The following is a 20,288-nucleotide window of genomic DNA, read 5'->3' as shown; positions in this document are numbered from 1 at the left end:
TTTCTGTTTTTCTATCAAATAATATAAACTCTTATTTTATTTTAGCAAACTCATTAGTATAAAACGTTACTATGTATCCCATTATTAGATTCGTAGCAATTAGCCAAAAAGCTCCCCAATTGTATACAAGTGGGGAGCTTTCCTTCATTCCTATTATAAACCTTCTGGGTTTAAAATGAGGACCACTCGTCCATCACCGAGAATCGTCGCACCAGAGAAATAGTTAGAACTCTCTGCAAAGAAGTCACCTAATGACTTTAAGACTATTTCTCTTTGACCGATAATTGTGTTTACAATAAGTCCATAGCTGCGATGTGTATTACGAACAATTAACACAGGAACCATTTGACCATCATATGACGCAAACGCCTCATCTACTGTTTTTTCACCAAATACAGTACTTAAATGTTTCACTTCAATAATTTGATTACGATAATTTAACACATCTTTCCCTTGTAAGGATTGGATGTCTTCTCTCTTAATTCGAATTGCTTCAACGATATTTCCAAGAGGTAAAGCATAACGCTTATCATTCGTTTGAACAAGCATAGATTGAATAATAGACAACGTTAATGGAAGTTCAATTCTAAATGTACTTCCCTTTCCTTCCTCAGAATCAATAATTAAATGTCCACCTAAACTATGAATCGTATGTTTTACAACATCTAATCCGACACCGCGTCCAGAAAGATCTGATACAACTTCAGCTGTACTAAATCCTGGTTGGAAAATAAGATCAAACACTTCACGATCTGTTAATCTATTCGCATCCGCTTCAGTTACAACGCCATTTTTAATCGCTTTTTCTAATACTTTCCCTTTATTAATACCGTTTCCATCATCCGTAATTTGAATAACGACATGATTTCCACTATGAAAGGCTTCTAATTTAATCGTACCTGTCTCATTTTTACCTGCATCACGTCGTTTTTCAACAGTTTCAACACCGTGATCGATTGCATTTCGAATTAAATGAACGAGCGGATCACCGATTTCATCAATAACAATTTTATCTACTTCAGTATCTTCACCTGTAATTTGTAAATCGATTTTTTTCCCTAAATCTTTCGCTAACATACGTACCATACGCGGGAAACGATTGAACACAGTTTCAATCGGCACCATACGCATATTTAATAGTACATTTTGAATATCTTTTGAAATATCGCCTAATCGATTTAAATGTTCAATTAGCTCCTTGTTTTGAATTGTTTGAGCCAATTCATCAATGCGCCCACGTTCAATTACACTTTCTTCAAACATATTCATTAATCTTTCGATTTTCTCTAATTGAACACGAATTGAACGATTCTCCACTTTAGCATTTTTCGTTTTTGTAGTACTTTTAGCTGGCATAGTACTTGAAGGTTGATTCGTTGCCTCTATCGGTGATTTTACTTGCGTAACCACAGCAGGTTGTAGCTTTTCTTCTACTTGCACAACTTCTTGTGTCACGACTTTTTTAGAAGCTACTTCCTTCGATATAGGTTCTCCTTGCTTTACTTCCACTTTCTCAATTTCAGAAACATGAAGTACTACTTGTTTCAACTCTTCTATACTACAATCCGTATCCATAAATACTGTAAATTCAAATCCGAAAGCATCTGCTTCAATTTCTTCAATACTCGGAGCTGTTTTTTGTATATTCCCTACATTTTGCAATGCTTCAATACACATAATGGCACGTACTGCTTTTAAAATCGCTTGCTGTTCAACTGTTATATGCACTTCATGCGAAACTGCATCATCGGTGTCTATATGATTTTGCTCTATATGTTCCGTAGGAGTTTCTACATTGCCGTTCAATAATGCTTCTAATTTCTGTTTAGTTGAGGCTACATCAATATTGCCCATTCCACCTTGTTGCACATCTGCAACCATCTTCTCCAAATTATCAATGCACTCAAAAATCACATCAATAATATCCGCATTTACAACTATATTTCCATGACGAATTTCATCTAACACATTTTCCATCTTATGCGTTAAATCAGCCATTTCCGTAAATTCCATGCTCGCAGACATACCTTTGAATGTATGAGCGGATCGGAATATTTCTCCTACAACATCCATATCAGCAGGATTTTGTTCTAACACTAGCACATTTTCATTTAGCGACTGTAAATGTTCTTCTGACTCTTCGAAAAATATATTTAATAGATCTGTTTGCATTTTTATCCCCTACCTGTCTAACAAACATTTCATTTATGTATAACAATTTAGTGTTTTACAATGAGAAAAAAGGGGGCCACACGTCGATCCGCTATCACTGTTTTGATTCCTTGTGGCACCCCTTCTATATTAACTATTTGCTACTTTTGTTAAAGCTTCAATTACACGATCCGCTTGGAATGGCTTTACAATAAAGTCTTTTGCCCCGCCCTTAATTGCATCTAATACCATACCTTGTTGTCCCATTGCAGAACAAATAACAACCTTTGCACTTGAATCAATTTTAATAATTTCTTTTAATGCTTCAAGCCCGTCCATTTCTGGCATAGTAATATCTAATGTTACAATATCAGGTTGAAGTTCTTTATACTTTTGAATTGCTTCTACCCCATTCTCTGCTTCGCCAATAACTTCAAATTCAGCATTACTTTTTAATAAGTTTTTAATCATCGTTCGCATAAACATCGCATCGTCTACTACTAAAATTTTATGTGCCATTCTTTTTAATTCTCTCCTTCTATGTATAAATATATCTTAATATTTCACCTTATCATTCTCACTCATTATACAAAATAAAATGATAAAATTTAATATTTTTTTAAAAGAATTTTCGTATTTTTATTATTTTATTATTAAAATAACAATATACTACTCTTTTATATAAATAACAACGCGACGGTTCTTTTCCCAGTTTTGCGGTGAATCATTTGGTACAATTGGCTTTGTGTCTGCATATCCTACCGCAGCTAGCCTTTTATCGTCCACATTATACACTTCAATTAAATGGTGAATCATATTTGCCGCTCGTGCTGAAGATAACTCCCAATTAGAAGGGAATTTCTCGTTATGAATAGGTCTACTATCTGTATGTCCCTCTACAACAATTGGGTTAGGTACGGATTGAAAAAATCCAACTAATTGACTTATTATCCCTTTCGCTTCGGGCTTAACGTTCGCATCGCCTGTATCAAATATTAAATTATCTACTATAACGACGCTTACCCCTGTATCCTCTCGATATACATTCACTTGACTAATACCGTTATTATCTACATACGCTTTTAACTTCTTATATAATTCATCCATTCTCTTTTTTGAAATCATTTTTTCATCATTTTTTTCATGTGAAATATCCGGTATTGTATTTTCCATTACTTTTGCATCTACTTGCTCCGTATCACTAAACTTTTCAAGCATCTTTGACAATTTTACTGCATCTTGCTTTGATGTAGCAACTAGTAATACAAAGAAAGTTAATAATAACATCGTTAAATCTGTAAAAGTCGTCATCCAACGAGGCGATCCCTTTTGCGGTCCTTTACTCATCATACCACTCCTTGAAATATTAGGCTGCTCCTTTTACCTTTTTTACCTTTGTTTCGTATACGTATGTATCCAGTTTCAACTTTAATTTAGAAGGGATTTGTCCACGATACAATTCTGAAATAGCTTCTATTACAAACTTCTTCTCTGTATATAAATCTTCAATACCACGATATACTTTTTCCGCAAGAGGGATTGCAATCATATTCGCAAGTACAGACCCATATAATGTCGTTAACATCGCAACTGCCATCCCTGTACCAATTTGCGATGTATCTTGTAAGTTTTGGAGCATAATGATAAGACCAATTAAAGTCCCTATCATGCCCCAAGCTGGAGCAAAATCACCAATTTTATCTAATAATGCTGCTCCTTTTCTTAACTCATACACTTCCGTTTCAATATCTTTCAATAACACTTCTTTTAATTCATCTTCATCGTAACCGCTTAACATTAATCGAATTCCTTTTTGAATAAAAGGATTATCCACTTGCTCTCCATCTACCTCTAAAGAAAGCAAGCCGTGCTTTTTAGACTTTTTCGAAAAATCGACAAACAAATCCGTTAACTGTTCTAAATCTTCTTCTCTTCTATGTAAAACAGTAAAAATGCTTTTCGTATATTTTTTTATTTCTCCAAATCGATATGCCACAACAATTGTCGCTGTTGTTCCCCCTATGACAATTAAAATAGATGAAACATCTAAAAAGTTTTTGAAAGCTTTTATTCCACCGCCGCCAAGCATAATTGCCGCTATCACTATAATGAAACCTACTATAATGCCCACTGGGCTAGAAATATCAAACTTCCTTTTTCTTCTTTGTGGTCTAGCTAATACTTGATTTTTCTCTCCCATATTTCTGCCCTTTCCTTTCCATTTTTATATAACATTTTTTTATTTTAATAATACGTTTTCACATATAACATGTATTATACGCTTATCATCTGTTTATCGCAATATACTCATGAAATTGACACATTTCATTTCTATATTAGAATTATGGTATGAATAAATGAGGAGGATCACGATGGAACACAACATTTTACAAGTCATTGCATTAGCAGAAAAACTAAAATATGAAATGCGACATAGCTGGCTTTCCAACGGACGTCAAGAAAGTGTTGCCGAACATACATGGCGCATGTCTCTAATGGCCATTTTAGTTGAACCTTATTTGGATCAAAAAGTAAGTATTGAGAAATTACTTAAAATGGTTATTATTCACGATCTAGTCGAAGCCGAAGCTGGTGATATCCCTGCATTTGATACAATGAATAGTCATGACTTACAGCTACAAAAACAAAAAAATGAACTAGAAGCTATTTTAAATATTAAACAAACATTAACAGGTTCTCTCGGTGAGGAATTATATGACTTATGGATGGAGTTTGAAGCGAAAGAAACGTACGAAGCAAAAGTTGCTAATGCACTCGATAAACTTGAGGTGAAAATCCAGCATAACGAAGCTGATATTGATACGTGGCTACCAATTGAACATAAAATGACATTCCAAGTAGCAAAGCATACAAACTTTGATTCTTTCCTATCTAAATTACAAAAAATCATTGAACAAGATGGAGAAAAGAAGTTAATTGCTGCCGGCATTGATGTTGAGGCATGCAAGCAATAATGAAATAAGACACTCAACAAGAGTGTCTTATTTCATTATTGTTGATATAGCCTGCTTATAAATAAGCTGTTGTTTTCCATCCACTAAGATTAAAACTGTAAATTTATCCACTCCAACAACTTCTCCTATTATTCTAACGCCACTCTTTAAGAAAATTGTAACTGTACCTTTTTCTTCTTTTATTTGTTTATACAATTCTTCCTGTAAATGTTCCAATTACTGTCCTCTCCTTTCTGTGAAACATCTTAATATAAAAAACTATAAATTTTTTATTTATGCACTTTGTCTTTTATGTTCATAAACTTATTAATAAGTATATCTAAATCACGACTAAATAACAAAACTTTATCATGATCCAATCCGTGTCTCGCAACAAGTTGAATTAACTCTTTCTTTTTGTTTTCTATTTTATTTTTTAATTGTCCCATCTCCATCTCTATACTAAAACTCCCTTTTCCCATAATATTACTTGTAAAATTATAGTACATATTCTCTCATAAAAAAATAAGAAAATGGTTTTTTTTACAATTTTTTATTTTTTATGCCTAAATTATGAATTACGTAAAGGTTTATTTACAAATCACTAACATGCAATCCTAATGAATCTACAGGCATTTGTCTAATTATAAATGAGACTGGCTCGTTTTCTATACAAAAAACATACTGTATATAGTAGTCCATGAACCATATAGATTAACTTACTAAAAAGGAGGAAAACATATGAGTTATGGTGGAAGTTGCGCTGGTTTCGGCGGTGGATTTGCTTTGCTTATCGTACTATTCATCCTTCTAATCATCATCGGATGTAGCTGTTGGGGTGGCGGCGGATACGGATATTAATATATCCTACCCTTGACAAATGAACGAAAAACTATAAAAAAACAGCTCATATTTGAGCTGTTTTTTTCATACTTTCGTATGAATTTATATCCCTCTTATTTGCGATTTCAACTAACAACATATTGTTTACTATGGAATAAGAAACATTTTTCACTGATATAAAAGGTGGTTATACATACATATTACAAACAAAAATCATTTTAACATTAATTCTTGTCGGCATTTCATGGGGCATTATTGGAGGCGCTTATCAACTACTTCTAACGATCTATGCCGAAAAAATTTTCCATACGAACATTGGGATTTTATATACGGTTCAAGGGGCTGGGCTTATGATAGGAAGCCTTCTCGTTAATCTTTATATATCCCATAATAAAGAAAAAATGAAAAAAGTATTCGGTTGGGCCTACTTATTACAAGGAATTTTCTTTCTCGGATTCATTCTATCCGATCAACTTATTATCGGTATCATTACTTTATTCTGTATGCGTATAGCAGGAGGAATCATCGTTCCACTTGATACGACATTACTTCAAACTTACACACACGAAAATATGATAGGTAAAGTTTTTTCATTCCATTATTCTATTTACGGATCTCTTATTCAGTTATCGATGTTTTTTACAGGAGGGCTGTTAGAAATTCTTTCTCCTCAAATGATTGGCAGTTTATTAGCTACATGCTGTATTTTTGTAAGTTTTATATGGCTGTTCTTGTTTTATCGCGGGGATCTCAGTGAATAATTTAATGATAATCAATACATTTTGATCCCATTCATTATTTGTTTCCCCATAATAAAATTGTTTCAAAATGTAAGTCGGATTTTTTAGTTAAAGAGCCTTATATGGCAATACTATTTGAGAAAAAACTAGATATTTATGTTAAAATACAAATGAGTTTGTGAAATATTGCACTTAAATAATAGACTTTAACTAGTTAAACTTGATTAAATAGGAGGGCTGTTTTGGGTATCACATTCATTTTCGTATGTATTATATTAGTGGCTTCTATTCTGCAAGCAAGTACAGGTTTTGGCTTTTCCATAATGGCAACCCCTTTCTTACTTATGTTATTTCTACCACAAGAAGCTATACAAATAAACATTATTTTATCTTTAATTATTTCCATTTCACTCATTTGGAAAATAAGAATGGACGTTGATTTTGTTCTACTGAAAAGGTTTATTTTTGGAAGTATAGTTGGTGTTCCTTTTGGCATTTTCATTTTCATTTCCGTTAACATAAACACTTTTAAATTAGCAGTTAGCATCCTACTCTTACTATTAACATTATTGCTAATATGCAACGTTAAGATTAGATCAACACAATCTAGAGATTTCATAGTTGGTGGATTATCTGGTCTTTTAACGACAAGTATCGGTATGCCCGGCCCACCCCTGTTACTTTATTTTACAGGAACTGATACTAAAAAAGAGAAGTTAAGAGCAACTACATTAGCTTTTTATTTGTTTATATATTTCATTAGCCTAGTAACTCAAATACTCTTTACTGGCACAAACAAAACCATTTGGGAATCAAGTTTTTATGCCATTCCAATTGTATTTTTAGGTTTGTTTATAGGTCAAATTATTTTTAAATGGCTTAATCAACGGATTTTTAAAATATTTACGTACATTCTTTTAAGTTGTACAGGGGGTTATCTTCTTATTGAAAGTTCGAACTTGTTATAGAAGATGCTTTAGATTGCGCCATAACAGATATGTTCAAACAAAATTATTGCTGTATTTTCCGGCAGGGTATTCCATATCAAAACTTAAATAACTTTATTGACAGTTTACAATTAGCAATAATCTTTCTTTCATAAGATAAACATTTCAAATCAAATACTAAATAAAACGATAAAAAGCGGCTATTATGCCGCTTTTACTTACTATTGGCATTTCATTCTCATTTTCTATCACTTTTGTAAAAAATTATTAATTTTTATTTCTATGTATATGATAACAAACAAAATACCTAAGTTCAGAAAGAATAAACAACTTTCTGGCCTTAGGTATTTCTCCTTCCCAAAAAGACAAACCTACATCACAGGTTTGCCTCTTTACTCACTTCTTATTTAATCCTTTTTCACTTAAGAACTCTTTCATATGCATTCTTTTTTCTTTAGACATAAACGAACTCATTGATTCCGTCCATGTTACGTTTTTCTTGTTTGATGATCTTTCTTTATAATACGCGTTCATCGTTTCATCATATTCGTTTAGTAATTCATCATATTTTTGTTCATCATATCCATTTTCATGAAGAACTGCTGCTACCGGTAAACGTGGTTTCACTCCATGATCTTCATCTGGTACGCCGACTGTCATTCCGAATACAGGATATACTTTATCAGGTAAATGAAGCAGTTCACTCACTTCTCTCGGATTATTACGAATACCACCAATATAACAAATACCGTATCCTAACGATTCTGCTGCTAGCGCTAAGTTTTGCGCAAAAAGTGAAGCATCTACTGTCGCAACGATAAAATCTTCTACTCCTTCATGCTTTATCTCGGTACCATGTTTTTCACATGCCATTTCAAGTCGTTTTAAATCTGCACAACAAACAAAGAATGCTGCACAGTCTTTCACGTGACGATTTCCGGATAGCTCTGCTAGTTTAATCTTTAGGTCTTGATCTGTTACATATATAACAGAATAAGCCTGTACAAAATGCGAGGACGCAGCATGCTGCGCAGCTTGCACCATTCTTTCTACTACATCTTTCGGAATAGGTTCTTCTTTATATTTACGAACTGAAACGTGTTGCTCCATTTTATGTATCATCTCATTCATGAAAATCACTCCTTTTTCTCTTCCTAATGAAAAATTAACATATCTTTTTCAATATTCACAACTTATAAGCACAAAAAGAGCAATTCTTTTTGAATTGCTCTTTTTAAAACGTTTATTAATACGGTAAATGAAATTATACCGACAGATTTACATCATATTATTTCTTATCTTATTACGCCGTTTTCAAAACTTTAATACCTTTTACGATATTCCAAATGAAGTAGTAAATTCCTACAAGAATGAACACTGCATATGTGATCATCATTCCAATTCCAGCACCGTCAGATTGATTGAATCCTAAACCGAATATTCCTGATATCGCTAATCCTCCGAATAAAATTGCGTACGGGAAAATATGTGACCAAAATGCTTTTTTCGCGTGGTATTTCACTTCATCTTCCGCAACGAAGTACACGATAATTGGTAGTAAAAATGGTGCAAAAAAGATACTAAAGTAACATAGTGAAGATAGTATATTATTTCCTTTCATCCGACTCACCTCTAAATAGTTTTTGTTATCTTCATTATGTCAGGAATCCATTCTAGAAACTATCGCTTTACCTTTCATTAAGATGACATGTTTGTAAGATTTCCCTCAAAAAATCCCACCTGGACTTTCAGACGGGATTTTTTTCTCTATATTCGATTCATAAACCAATATTGCGTAATGGCTAAATACTCACGTATATTCGATGGAATGACAATTCGCTTTGGTGTTTCGGCCGGAAGACCTTCTAATTGTAACCCTTGCTTAGCTGCTATTTTTTTCGCTCTAAACATGTGGAAATCGTTTGTTACGATCATTCCTTTTTTCATATTGTCCGGAATTAAAGGTTTTGAGAATTTAATATTTTCATCAGTACTCGTTGACTTATCTTCCATTATAATGCGGTCTTCTGCAATTTTTAATTTCATTAATTCATTTTTCATTGCTAATGCTTCTGAAATATCTTCCCCTTTTCCTTTCCCTCCAGATACAATAGCGATTGCTTTCTCATGTGATTTCAAATACTCAGCTGCTTTATCAATACGATATTGCAATGAGTACGATGGTTTCGTTCCGTTTACTTTCGAGCCCAATACAATTATATAATCAGCTTCATAGGTCGCATTCATTTGCCCATGCTTATAAATGTTATATTGTAAAAATCCCACATAAACGGCGCAAACCATTATAATTCCTATCATATACTTAATTATTTTTTTCTTTTTCATATCCATATACTCCTATGTTCTTTGCTTCTTTCATGATAATATCCATTTATTTGTTTGTATACAGACAAATTCCAATTCAACCTAATTTATCCTCTAGAAAGTAATATTTATATTTCTTTCGGGAACAGTAAGTACAACTTTGCACGAAGGAGTGTCTCTATTGCTTCTCTTTTTATGTAACGTATCGTTCTTTTTTATTTTATTTTTACTATCACTTAAGATGCTCGGTAAATCAGCTTTAGCACAACTAACTCCTCATGATTTTGGTGCTATTATCTTTTTATCTTATTTAGCTTTTCAGGCCATACCAGTCTCTGGTGCTTTGCAAGCATTTCTCGGTATGGTTATTATCACATGTTTACATTTACTCCTTACAAAATTAAGCCTATTCAACAAACTAAATCGTTTTATTCTCGGACACCCTATCATTTTAATTAAACATGGTGATATTATTTTTGAGAACTTACAAAAAAGTAGATACCCCATTGCAGAACTGCTTTCTAATCTTCGCGTTGCAGGATATCCAAGTGTTCATGAAATTGAATACGCTATTTTAGAAGCGAACGGCGCTATTAGTATTTTACCAAAAAGAGAACTTGTACCATTAACTCCAAAAGATTTAAACATAGAAGTTAAGTATGCTGGATTACCAATTGCACTTATCGTCGATTCACAAATTCAATATGATAACTTAAAGTTAATACATAAAGATGAAAAATGGTTATATAAAGAATTAAAGGAAAAAGGAATTACAAATATTAAAAACGTTGCCTTTGCTTCTGTTCAAGAAACGGATGGATCTTTTGCGATTAGTTTAAAGGAATAAAAAAATCCCCTTAATTGCTTAAGGGGATTTTTTTCATCATATCGCTTCTTTCTCTCCTGCCATATTTAATGGAACAGGATGTTTCATACGATTCATCGTAAATACGATAATCGCTGTCATTACTTCTGCAACTGGCATAACGAGCCAAATTCCGTTTATCCCAAATAATTTCGGCATAATCCATAACAATGGAATAATAAATAGTAATCCTCGGCTCATTATAATAAGTACTGATTTCTTCGTTTGTCGCACTGATTGGAAATACTCTCCATACACAATGTTATAACCTAAAAATACGTATTGGATAAAGAATAAGCTAATACCTGTTAAGGTTAACTCCAATAATTCTGGAGATTGAACATCAAATAAACCAATGATATATTTCCCGAAGAATAATCCGACAATTATCGCAATGCCTCCGAGGACAACTGCAATTTTCACAGCAAACTTCAATCCTTCACGAAGTCTCTCTGATAAATTTGCCCCATAATGGAAACTAGCAATTGGCTGTAATGCTGCTCCAACACCGAAGAATAATAGTAATGTCATTGCATGAATACTATTCACCATCGCATAGGAAGCTACTCCTACTTCTCCTGCATATTGGACGAATGCGATATTAAAACCAATCGTTACGATTGCAACCGTACTTTCTGCTGTAAAACTTGGGAAACCAATCACCATAATTTGTTTGACAGTATCCCATTCAAAATGGAATTTCGTCCACTTTAAAATACTACTTTTTCTAAAGAAATGAGTTAATAATACAAGGAAACCAATCGCTGCCGAAAGAATAGTCGCTGAAGCAGCACCTGTTACGCCCCATCCAAAGATAAAAATAAAGATATAGTCAAACACTATATTTAATACAGCTGTTACAACAAGACCAGCCATTGCTAAATTAGGATTTCCATCATTTCGTATGAATGTACTTAAAATATTTTCTAAAACGTATATCATTCCAAATGTTAATAATACGTGTAAATAGTCTAACGCATATGGTAGAATCACTTCATTTGCACCAAATAAGTATGCTAAATCTTCTATTCTCCATAAGCAAATCGCTGCTAAAATCCCTACGATAACAACTGCTACCGTCATGGATTGAGTAAAAATAGACCTTGCTCTTTCTCGTTTATTTTCGCCTAATGCAATGGAGTATAACGTTGCCCCGCCCATTCCGATCCATAATGAAATAGAGAAGAAAATCGAAAATGCTGGAATAGCCACGTTCACTCCTGCTAAACCGTTCGCCCCAACTCCTCTACTAATCATGACCGCGTCAATTACAATATTCACTGACATTAATACCATTCCAAGAACGGCTGGTATTAAATAAGAAATAAATAAGCTTTTTATCGGTTTTTCTCTTAATTTTTCTGTTGCTTCCATACTCTAATATGCTCCTTTTTTTCAACTCTCTTTTCTTAGTTTAAACCTTCAAGTAACTTGAAGGTCAAGAGAGAATTAAAAAAACAGGTAACTGACTTATACTAATGAATGTAAATTTGTAATCCATTCAAAGGTGTTCATCTTATTTTTTTACTACAGGAATTTGAATTTCTGTTACTTGCTCCTCTGGATTTTCTGTTACAGACCAATCAATCAATCCAATCTCAATCGAATCTCCATGTACTTCGTAACCTGCTTTATCAATGTATGTAAGTAACTCCTTGTACGTTGCATCTGTTTCTTCATACGGTCCATGATGATAAGAGCAAGCATATAAACCTTCTTTAATTTCATCTGAAGTATGCACTTCATACGGCATATAATCCAAAAGAATAAATACACTGCTATATGCTTGAAACTCATTTTGCATTAATCCTTTTTTCGCAACAGTTACACCAATATCTCCAGAAAATAAACTATCATCCATTTGCCTCATATTTTTTTGTAACGAATGAATGTAGTACTCAAACATATCATCCGTCGTATTTGGAGCAACCGCAATTGCTGTAATTTTTCGCTGCGGAATCTCTTTAATTACCATTTGTTCAGCTTTTGCTTTTGTTGCTTTCTTAATTAAATGAATTCTATGCTCCATTTTCGCCAAAGCATACTCAATTTCTCTTTGTTTCTTCAGCATCATCTCTTGTTGTTTTTCCAGTAAATTGAGTGCGTATACTGGATTTCTTTCATCAATATATTTCTTAATTTCCTTTAACGGAATATTTAACTGGCGTAAAAATTTAATCGTATCTAACAGTGAAAATTGATCGATTGTATAATAACGATAATTCGTTTGAGGATCCACAATGGACGGATGAAAAATTCCTTTTTCATCATAATACCTTAATGTAGATTCTGCGATATTATGCATTTTCGCCATTTCTCCAATTGTAAAACGTTTATTTAATAACATCTTTTATTTCCTTCCATTTCTATTTATTTCATTATATGTTCATTTTCTCTTCAAAACAAAAAAGAATTCCCATACGAGAATTCTTTTTTTACTATTAAACCTCTATTATTATAGGAAGAATCATCGGCTTTCGTTTTGTATTTGTATATATATACTTCCCTAATGCTTCTCTTACCTCCCTTTTCAAAATACCCCAGCTATTCACATTCTCTTTCTTTAAATTATTAATCGTAATAACAGCTAATTTATTTAATTCTCTTAGAAATTCTTCTGAATCACGGACATAGACAAATCCACGAGAAATAATATCTGGACCTGAAATTATTTCTCCATCCACTTTATTAAAAGTAATAACTATAACGAGCATTCCATCTTCTGAAAGTTGTTTACGATCACGTAATAATGCATTTCCAACATCTCCAATTCCTAATCCATCTACATATATATTTCCTGCCTGTATTCTTCTAGATTGAATTGCCACTTCATTACTTATATCTACAACATCTCCATTACGTACAATAAAGATATTTTCCTTTTCAATACCAATTGATTCTGCTAACAAACTATGGTGGTGTAGCATTCTAAACTCTCCATGAATTGGAATAAAATATTTTGGCTTCATTAATGTAAGCATTAACTTCAACTCTTCTTGATATGCATGACCGGATACATGCACTCCAGTAGAACTACCTGATCCGTAAATCACCTTTGCTCCTAATGCAAATAAATTATCGATAATTCGAGAAACGTTACGTTCATTTCCTGGGATAGGGGTCGCGGCTATAATAACCGTATCTTCTGGTAAAATATCCACTTGTCTATAGTTTCCACTAGCTAAACGCGCTAAAGCTGCCATTGGTTCTCCTTGACTTCCTGTACAAAGTATTGCAACCTGCTTTGGATCTAAACGATTTACCTCATTTGCTTCAATCAACATACCTTCTGGAATATGTAAATAACCTTTCTCTAGAGCAACCTCTACTACATTTACCATACTTCTCCCTAGCAAAGCTAGTTTTCGATTTGTTTTTATACATGCTTCAACTATTTGCTGAACACGATTCACATTAGAAGCAAACGTAGAAATAATTACTTTTCTATTTGCTTTCATAAATATTTCCTCTATCCGTTCTCCTACTGACCTTTCTGATGGAGTAAAACCTGGACGTTCTGCATTTGTGCTTTCAGATAATAAAGCTAGTACACCTTCACTTCCTATTTTAGCCATTTTATGAATATCAGGGTGTTGATTATTTACTGGTGTTAAATCAAATTTAAAATCACCTGTATGTACTACAGTACCTTCTGGTGTATGAAAAACAATACCGAGACAATCCGGAATACTGTGGTTCGTTTTAAAAAAAGTTGCCTTAATAGAACCACAATCAATTTCTGATTCTGAATGAATAACGATTAATTCCGTATCATTTTGAAGATTGTGTTCCTTTAATTTAATTTCAATTAAACCTAACGTTAACTTTGTTGCATAGATTGGTACATTTAGTTGTTTTAAAAAATATGGTATTCCGCCAATATGGTCCTCATGCCCGTGCGTTACTATTAAACCGCGAATTTTTTCTTTATTTTCTTGCAAATATGTGACGTCTGGAATTATTAAATCAATCCCTAATAAACTTTCATCTGGAAATTTAGATCCACAATCAATGACGACAATATCATTTTCATATTGGATAGCATACATATTTTTTCCTATTTCATTTACTCCACCTAAAGCAACAATAGACAAGTTATTTTTTAATGCCTTCAAATTATAAATCCTCCCTTTCACAGTTATAGTTCGTGAAATAGTATGTAGAATTTATTATTTGTAATGGAAAAGGACTTCATACTATTTTATACATATAAAATTCACACACTACTCTTACACCTATATCCCAATAAGACAGCTTCTTCCTCAAAAAGCTCCCATTTTTTCATTGATTTTTTATAAAATCTATTATATATTAATTACAGGTTCAAATTACGAGTTCAAAAGAACTTGTAATCAGACCCTTTTGTTTAATGGGTTTTACATATTTTCATTAGGCAAATTCCGAGAAATCGTATGATAAAATTAAAAATGACGAGGAGAGGATCAGATGGAATTCGAATTTTTCTTTCAAATTGCACTTATTTTATTAAGTACAAAGCTTGCTGGTGATCTTAGTGTTAGATTAGGTCAACCTTCTGTACTAGGTAAATTAATTGTCGGTATCGTTATCGGTCCAGCTGTATTAGGTTGGATTGAAAATTCAGAGCTTCTAACTCAATTAAGTAATGTCGGGGTTATTCTCTTAATGTTTATGGCTGGACTTGAAACAGACTTAGAAGAATTAAACGCAAATCGTAATTCTTCTTTAGCAGTTGCACTCGGAGGTATCATTCTTCCATTCGTAGGTGGTTACGTTTCCGGCCTTGTTATGGGAATGGAACAAGGAAACGCTGTATTCTTAGGATTACTTCTATGTGCGACAAGTGTTAGTATTTCCGTTCAAACACTTCGCGATTTAGGAAAGATGAAAACACGTGAAAGTACAACTATGCTAGGCGCAGCTGTATTTGATGACATTCTTGTCGTTATTTTATTAGCATTTGCAATGAGCTTCTTAGGTACTGATGATGTTAACTTAACAATGGTTATCTTGAAGAAAGTAGTATTCTTCGCTTCTATTATTTTAATCGGATGGAAAGGTGTTCCTGCGATTATGCGCTGGTTATCACCACTGCGCGTATCTGAGTCTATCGTGAGCGCGGCTCTTATCATCTGTTTCTCATTCGCATATTTCGGCGAATTATTAGGAATTGCTGGTATTATCGGTGCTTTCGCTGCTGGTATTGCAATTTCTCAAACAAACTACAAACATGAAGTAGAAAAGAAAGTAGAACCAATTGCTTACGCTATGTTCGTTCCAGTATTCTTCGTTAGTATCGGTATGAATATTACATTTGACGGTATCGGCAATCAAATTTGGTTCATCTTAGCATTAACTGTTATCGCTGTATTAACGAAATTAATCGGCTGTGGATTCGGTGCTCGAATGACTGGATTTGACGCTAAGTCTTCTGCAATTATCGGTGCTGGAATGGTTTCTCGTGGTGAAGTTGCACTTATCATCGCAGGAACAGGACTTTCTTCAGGTCTATTGGCACAAGATTACTTTACAGCAATCGTTATTGTCGTTATTTTAACTACAATGATTACACCACCAATGTTAAAATACACTTTTGGTGCAAAAGATAAAGCAATGAAAGCAAGTAAATAAATTTACTATAATAAAAGGAGATTGCTATTTTATAAGATAGCAATCTCCTTTTTGTTTTATCTTTAAACAATCCCGTTCTTTTTTAACCATTTTTCAAAAATAATTCGTGCTTCATCATCATCAATATCATTCCCAAATGAATACACCATAATGCCATAATCATCTATATATTTACCTAGCTTCATTCCCTCCACTTTCTTATAAAAATCGTCTGCCTCATAGTGCGGAATATAAGCATCCCAAACTGGTTCATTTATTCTTTTGTACGCCGTCACTTCTAAATCATATCCGTCTTCATAATATCCGATGTGATAATGTTTGTTAGGATCATATTTCTCCATTAAAAGTCCCCTCCTACTAAACAAGAGCGAGCCTTATATTACAGCTCGCTCCTCTCTCTATTTATTAAATACGCTCCATCGCTGTCTTCAACGTTCCAACAACGAAAGCAATCTCTTCACTTGAAATAACAAGAGGCGGCGCTAATGTTAAAACGTTATTATATCCTGCTGTTGTCATACCGTTTCGTCCTATAATTAAGCCCTTTTCTTTACAAGCATTTACAACACTTGCAATTTTGTCGTTATCAATTGGCTCTTTCGTCTCTTTATCATTTACTAATTCAATCCCAACTAATAGACCTTTTCCTCTAATATTCCCAACAAGTGGATGTTCCCCAATTTCATCTTTTAGTTGCTCTAATAAAAGGGAACCCATTTGTGCAGATCGCTCAATTAAATTTTCATTTTCCATAATCTCTAAATTTTTAAGTGCTAATGCACAAGCTGCTGGATTTCCACCAAATGTATTAATGTGGCGGAAAAATTCATATTCTCCTTTACCTTTAAAAGCCTCATATATTTCTTTTTTCACAGCTGTTGCAGATAATGGTAAATATGCGCTCGTAATACCTTTTGCCATTGTAATAATATCTGGCTTCACATCATAATTCATAAATCCGAATGCTTTTCCTGTACGTCCAAAACCGCAAATCACTTCATCACTAATAAGCAAGGCACCGTGTTTTTGACACGTCTCATGAACAGCTTTCATATAGTCTTGTGGTGGCATTAATATGCCCCCGCCTGTAATAATAGGTTCCATAATAAACGCAGCAATTGTTTCACTTAATTCCCACGTCATAACACGATCGACTTCTTTCACACATTCTACATCATAAATATGCTGCCCTTCAATTTCAGGCATACGGTAACAATCCGGTGGTGTTACATGTAAAAAACCTGAAGCAAACGGCTCATATTGATATCTACGCTGCGCTTGTCCCGTCGCTGCCATTGTCGCCATTGTATTCCCGTGATACCCACGGTAACGTGACATAAATTTATAACGATGTGGTTCACCTTTTTGAGCATAGTATTGTCTTGCTATTTTAAAAGCTGTTTCGTTCGCTTCTGAACCACTATTTGAGAAGAAAATAACATACTCTCCCCCAAGCCACTCATTTAACTTTTCAGCAAGCTTTATAGCTGGCTCATGGGATTGTGACATTGGAAAGTATGATAATGTTTGTAATTGCTTATAAGCCGCTTCTGCGAGCTCTTTTCTTCCATATCCACTATTGACACACCAAAGGCCACTCATACCATCTAAATATCTTTTTCCTTGTATATCTTCAACCCAGCACCCTTCAGCTTTTGCCCCTACCATTGTACTATTTGGACTAAAGGGGCGCATTCCGTGCCAAACATATTGCTCATCTTTTGCTAATAATTTATCAGTTTGCTTCGTTTTCATCATTACTTCCACCTTCCATAACAACTTATTTTTCACAAAAGCTGCGCTGGTGCCATGATGACTTAAATTTCTCCCTGCTATTTTCATTCCACAAAATTAAGACAAATCCTACTTACAAATCAGTAATATTTACAAGAAAATGACAAAAGAAAAAAGAGCTTTTCTTATCTATCGAAAAGCTCCTCTTTTATTTAATGTGAAGACGCATCGCTAATGCCATGACCAGTATTAGATTTCACTAGAATTTCATCAAATTTCGCTTCATCTTCTTTCTTACTAGATAAAACCGTTCCTAAATATGCTGCAAGAAATCCGAGTGGAATTGAAATAATTCCTGGTGTCGTATATGGGAATAACGCTTCCCCAACAAAAATAGCTTTTCCAGCTACAGGGTTCCAAACATTCGGACTCAACGCTACGAGAACAATTGCTGATACGAGACCTACAATCATACCCGAAATAGCACCCGTTGTATTAAAACGCTTCCAATATATTGTAAATAAAATTACTGGTAGATTTGCACTCGCTGCAACTGCAAATGCTAATGATACTAAAAATGCTACGTTTAATGTTTGGGCAAATAATGCAAGTATGATAGATAGTATCGCTACTCCAATAGATGCATAACGAGCCATGGATACTTGCTCTTTTTCCGTTGATTTTCCTTTACGAATGATTTCATTATAAAAATCATGAGCGAATGCTGATGCTGCTGTTAATACAAGACCTGCCACTACAGCCAAAATCGTTGCAAAAGCAATTGCTGATACGAAAGCAAATAAGAAGTCTCCACCTAACGCTTTGGCTAATAAAGGTGCCGCCATATTACCAGCTGGGTTTGCTTTAATAATCGCTTCATTTCCTACAAACGCTGCCGCACCAAATCCTAAGAAAATCGTCATAATATAAAATGCACCAATTAACCACGTCGCATATACGACAGATTGACGTGCAGTTTTTGCATCACGTACTGTAAAAAATCGGACAAGTATATGCGGTAATCCAGCTGTACCAAGTACTAGTCCTAAATTTAAAGAAAGTGTATCAAGACCATCCTTATACTTTACACCTGGATTTAAAAATGAATCTTTTAAAGGTGTAGCTGTTTTCATTTGAGCGAACATTTCAGTCACGCTGAAGTTGAATTTTGCGAAAACGATAACAGAAATAATAAACGTACCAGCCATAAGCAATACAGCCTTTACGATTTGTACCCAGCTCGTTGCTGTCATACCTCCAAAAATAACATACACCGTCATAAGTGTTCCAACGATTAATACAGATGTCGTATATTCAATCCCTAATAATAATTTAATAAGTGCACCCGCGCCAACTAATTGTGCAATCATATAAAAGATAGAAATCGTCATCGTATTAAGAGCTGCAACTCCGCGAACTTTTTTCGCATCAAAGCGTGCTGCAATCATATCCGCCAAAGTGTACTTTCCTAGATTTCTAAGCGGTTCTGCAACAAGATATAGTACAACTAAATAAGCAACTAAAAAACCGATACTATAAAAGAATCCATCAAACCCAGTTAATGCGATTGCTCCGGCTATACCAAGAAATGAAGCAGCAGACATGTAATCTCCAGCGATGGCCAGACCATTTTGCCAACCAGTTAATCCCCCTCCAGCCGTATAAAATTCACTCGCATTTTTCGTTTTTTTCGATGCAAAATATGTTATGACGAGCGTACCAAGAACAATAATTAAAAATAGTGCAAATGCAGTAGTATTCAAGTTCAGCCCCTCCTTTTTTGCATATCTTGCAGAATTTTTTGGGAGATTTCATCAAATGATTCTGCTTTTTTGCTATAAATCATACATAGTGCCCATGTCATGATAAATTGGGAAAAAGCAAATACCCACGCCCATGTAACGTCACCAAATGCAGGTGTATTAAGCACCTTTGAATACGACGTTAAAATAGGCAGTGCAATAAAAAAACTAAAAAAGAAAATACTCATTGGAACGATAAACTTCTTTTTCGTATTTAATAACAATTGAAATTCTTCCGACTGAACGACCTCTGTATAATTCACCTCATTTTGCAACTTACGTGCTGACGTATCATCTCGTTTCATTAACCGATCCCC

The 20,288-nt window shown here is 34.0% G+C and carries 21 protein-coding genes and 1 pseudogene; 6 read left to right on the top strand and 16 right to left on the bottom strand.

The window, feature by feature from the left end; genetic code table 11:
- Window positions 1-153: 153 nt before the first annotated feature.
- From DN401_RS02400 to DN401_RS02385, 4 genes are all read right to left on the bottom strand, one after another.
- Complete coding sequence (locus DN401_RS02400; RefSeq protein WP_098581603.1) at window positions 154-2,172, bottom strand: chemotaxis protein CheA; 2,019 nt, start codon at window positions 2,170-2,172, stop codon at window positions 154-156.
- Between the two features lie 129 nt (window positions 2,173-2,301).
- Complete coding sequence (locus tag DN401_RS02395; protein WP_000940568.1) at window positions 2,302-2,670, bottom strand: response regulator; 369 nt, start codon at window positions 2,668-2,670, stop codon at window positions 2,302-2,304.
- Between the two features lie 150 nt (window positions 2,671-2,820).
- Window positions 2,821-3,498, bottom strand: a complete 678-nt coding sequence (locus tag DN401_RS02390; protein ID WP_000033625.1) for an OmpA family protein — start codon at window positions 3,496-3,498, stop codon at window positions 2,821-2,823.
- Between the two features lie 19 nt (window positions 3,499-3,517).
- Complete coding sequence (locus DN401_RS02385) at window positions 3,518-4,351, bottom strand: flagellar motor protein MotP (RefSeq protein WP_000504191.1); 834 nt, start codon at window positions 4,349-4,351, stop codon at window positions 3,518-3,520.
- A 172-nt stretch (window positions 4,352-4,523) separates the two neighbouring features.
- Between DN401_RS02385 and DN401_RS02380 the strand changes: the two genes are divergently transcribed.
- Window positions 4,524-5,126 carry an HD domain-containing protein gene (locus DN401_RS02380; protein ID WP_000400779.1) on the top strand — a complete coding sequence of 201 codons (603 nt, stop codon included), beginning with the start codon at window positions 4,524-4,526 and terminating at the stop codon, window positions 5,124-5,126.
- Between the two features lie 27 nt (window positions 5,127-5,153).
- Here the strand turns inward: DN401_RS02380 and hfq are convergent, their stop codons facing one another.
- Both hfq and DN401_RS02370 read right to left on the bottom strand, forming a co-directional pair.
- Window positions 5,154-5,342, bottom strand: a complete 189-nt coding sequence (hfq, locus tag DN401_RS02375) for an RNA chaperone Hfq (protein WP_000400664.1) — start codon at window positions 5,340-5,342, stop codon at window positions 5,154-5,156.
- Between the two features lie 53 nt (window positions 5,343-5,395).
- Window positions 5,396-5,614: an aspartyl-phosphate phosphatase Spo0E family protein gene (locus DN401_RS02370; RefSeq protein ID WP_000291688.1), complete on the bottom strand. Its 219-nt coding sequence runs from the start codon at window positions 5,612-5,614 to the stop codon at window positions 5,396-5,398.
- Window positions 5,615-5,846: 232 nt separating this feature from the next.
- On the opposite strand from DN401_RS02370, the gene DN401_RS02365 reads away from it, so the two are divergent.
- The 3 genes and pseudogenes from DN401_RS02365 to DN401_RS02355 all read left to right on the top strand — a co-directional run bounded on the left by DN401_RS02365 (window position 5,847) and on the right by DN401_RS02355 (window position 7,656).
- Window positions 5,847-5,966: a YjcZ family sporulation protein gene (locus DN401_RS02365; protein ID WP_000120179.1), complete on the top strand. Its 120-nt coding sequence runs from the start codon at window positions 5,847-5,849 to the stop codon at window positions 5,964-5,966.
- A gap of 140 nt (window positions 5,967-6,106) precedes the next feature.
- Window positions 6,107-6,709: pseudogene (locus DN401_RS02360) on the top strand (MFS transporter); the annotation flags it as partial.
- 221 nt (window positions 6,710-6,930) lie between these two features.
- Entirely contained in the window at window positions 6,931-7,656 is a 726-nt protein-coding gene (locus tag DN401_RS02355) for a sulfite exporter TauE/SafE family protein (RefSeq protein ID WP_149287491.1), read from the top strand.
- Between the two features lie 375 nt (window positions 7,657-8,031).
- Here the strand turns inward: DN401_RS02355 and nfsA are convergent, their stop codons facing one another.
- From nfsA to DN401_RS02340, 3 genes are all read right to left on the bottom strand, one after another.
- Window positions 8,032-8,766: an oxygen-insensitive NADPH nitroreductase gene (nfsA, locus tag DN401_RS02350; protein ID WP_001004524.1), complete on the bottom strand. Its 735-nt coding sequence runs from the start codon at window positions 8,764-8,766 to the stop codon at window positions 8,032-8,034.
- Window positions 8,767-8,938: 172 nt separating this feature from the next.
- Window positions 8,939-9,256, bottom strand: a complete 318-nt coding sequence (locus DN401_RS02345) for a magnetosome magnetite crystal formation protein family (RefSeq protein ID WP_000678038.1) — start codon at window positions 9,254-9,256, stop codon at window positions 8,939-8,941.
- Window positions 9,257-9,402: 146 nt separating this feature from the next.
- Entirely contained in the window at window positions 9,403-9,981 is a 579-nt protein-coding gene (locus DN401_RS02340) for a YdcF family protein (RefSeq protein WP_000727396.1), read from the bottom strand.
- 160 nt (window positions 9,982-10,141) lie between these two features.
- On the opposite strand from DN401_RS02340, the gene DN401_RS02335 reads away from it, so the two are divergent.
- Window positions 10,142-10,807: a DUF421 domain-containing protein gene (locus DN401_RS02335; RefSeq protein ID WP_000923928.1), complete on the top strand. Its 666-nt coding sequence runs from the start codon at window positions 10,142-10,144 to the stop codon at window positions 10,805-10,807.
- 36 nt (window positions 10,808-10,843) lie between these two features.
- Here the strand turns inward: DN401_RS02335 and DN401_RS02330 are convergent, their stop codons facing one another.
- From DN401_RS02330 to DN401_RS02320, 3 genes are all read right to left on the bottom strand, one after another.
- Entirely contained in the window at window positions 10,844-12,199 is a 1,356-nt protein-coding gene (locus DN401_RS02330; RefSeq protein ID WP_000388389.1) for an MATE family efflux transporter, read from the bottom strand.
- A 142-nt stretch (window positions 12,200-12,341) separates the two neighbouring features.
- Window positions 12,342-13,172: a MerR family transcriptional regulator gene (locus DN401_RS02325; RefSeq protein ID WP_149287490.1), complete on the bottom strand. Its 831-nt coding sequence runs from the start codon at window positions 13,170-13,172 to the stop codon at window positions 12,342-12,344.
- A gap of 94 nt (window positions 13,173-13,266) precedes the next feature.
- On the bottom strand, window positions 13,267-14,940 hold the full coding sequence (locus tag DN401_RS02320; RefSeq protein WP_000645618.1) for a ribonuclease J: 1,674 nt from the start codon (window positions 14,938-14,940) through the stop codon (window positions 13,267-13,269).
- 331 nt (window positions 14,941-15,271) lie between these two features.
- Between DN401_RS02320 and DN401_RS02315 the strand changes: the two genes are divergently transcribed.
- Entirely contained in the window at window positions 15,272-16,435 is a 1,164-nt protein-coding gene (locus DN401_RS02315; protein WP_000393901.1) for a cation:proton antiporter, read from the top strand.
- Between the two features lie 62 nt (window positions 16,436-16,497).
- Here the strand turns inward: DN401_RS02315 and DN401_RS02310 are convergent, their stop codons facing one another.
- The 4 genes from DN401_RS02310 to DN401_RS02295 form a co-directional block, all read right to left on the bottom strand.
- On the bottom strand, window positions 16,498-16,776 hold the full coding sequence (locus DN401_RS02310) for a DUF3986 family protein (RefSeq protein ID WP_000417068.1): 279 nt from the start codon (window positions 16,774-16,776) through the stop codon (window positions 16,498-16,500).
- Window positions 16,777-16,840: 64 nt separating this feature from the next.
- On the bottom strand, window positions 16,841-18,190 hold the full coding sequence (locus tag DN401_RS02305; RefSeq protein ID WP_141551310.1) for an aspartate aminotransferase family protein: 1,350 nt from the start codon (window positions 18,188-18,190) through the stop codon (window positions 16,841-16,843).
- Between the two features lie 191 nt (window positions 18,191-18,381).
- Complete coding sequence (locus DN401_RS02300) at window positions 18,382-19,932, bottom strand: solute symporter family protein (RefSeq protein ID WP_001098240.1); 1,551 nt, start codon at window positions 19,930-19,932, stop codon at window positions 18,382-18,384.
- A gap of 2 nt (window positions 19,933-19,934) precedes the next feature.
- Complete coding sequence (locus tag DN401_RS02295; protein WP_048565245.1) at window positions 19,935-20,276, bottom strand: DUF485 domain-containing protein; 342 nt, start codon at window positions 20,274-20,276, stop codon at window positions 19,935-19,937.
- Between the last annotated feature and the right edge of the window lie 12 nt (window positions 20,277-20,288).

Origin of the sequence: Bacillus sp. BF2-3 (genome assembly GCF_008368795.1) — a bacterium.
Lineage (GTDB): Bacteria > Bacillota > Bacilli > Bacillales > Bacillaceae_G > Bacillus_A > Bacillus_A cereus.
The sequence above is the reverse complement of the archived record's forward strand: the minus strand, read 5'-3'. Positions and strand labels throughout refer to the sequence as shown.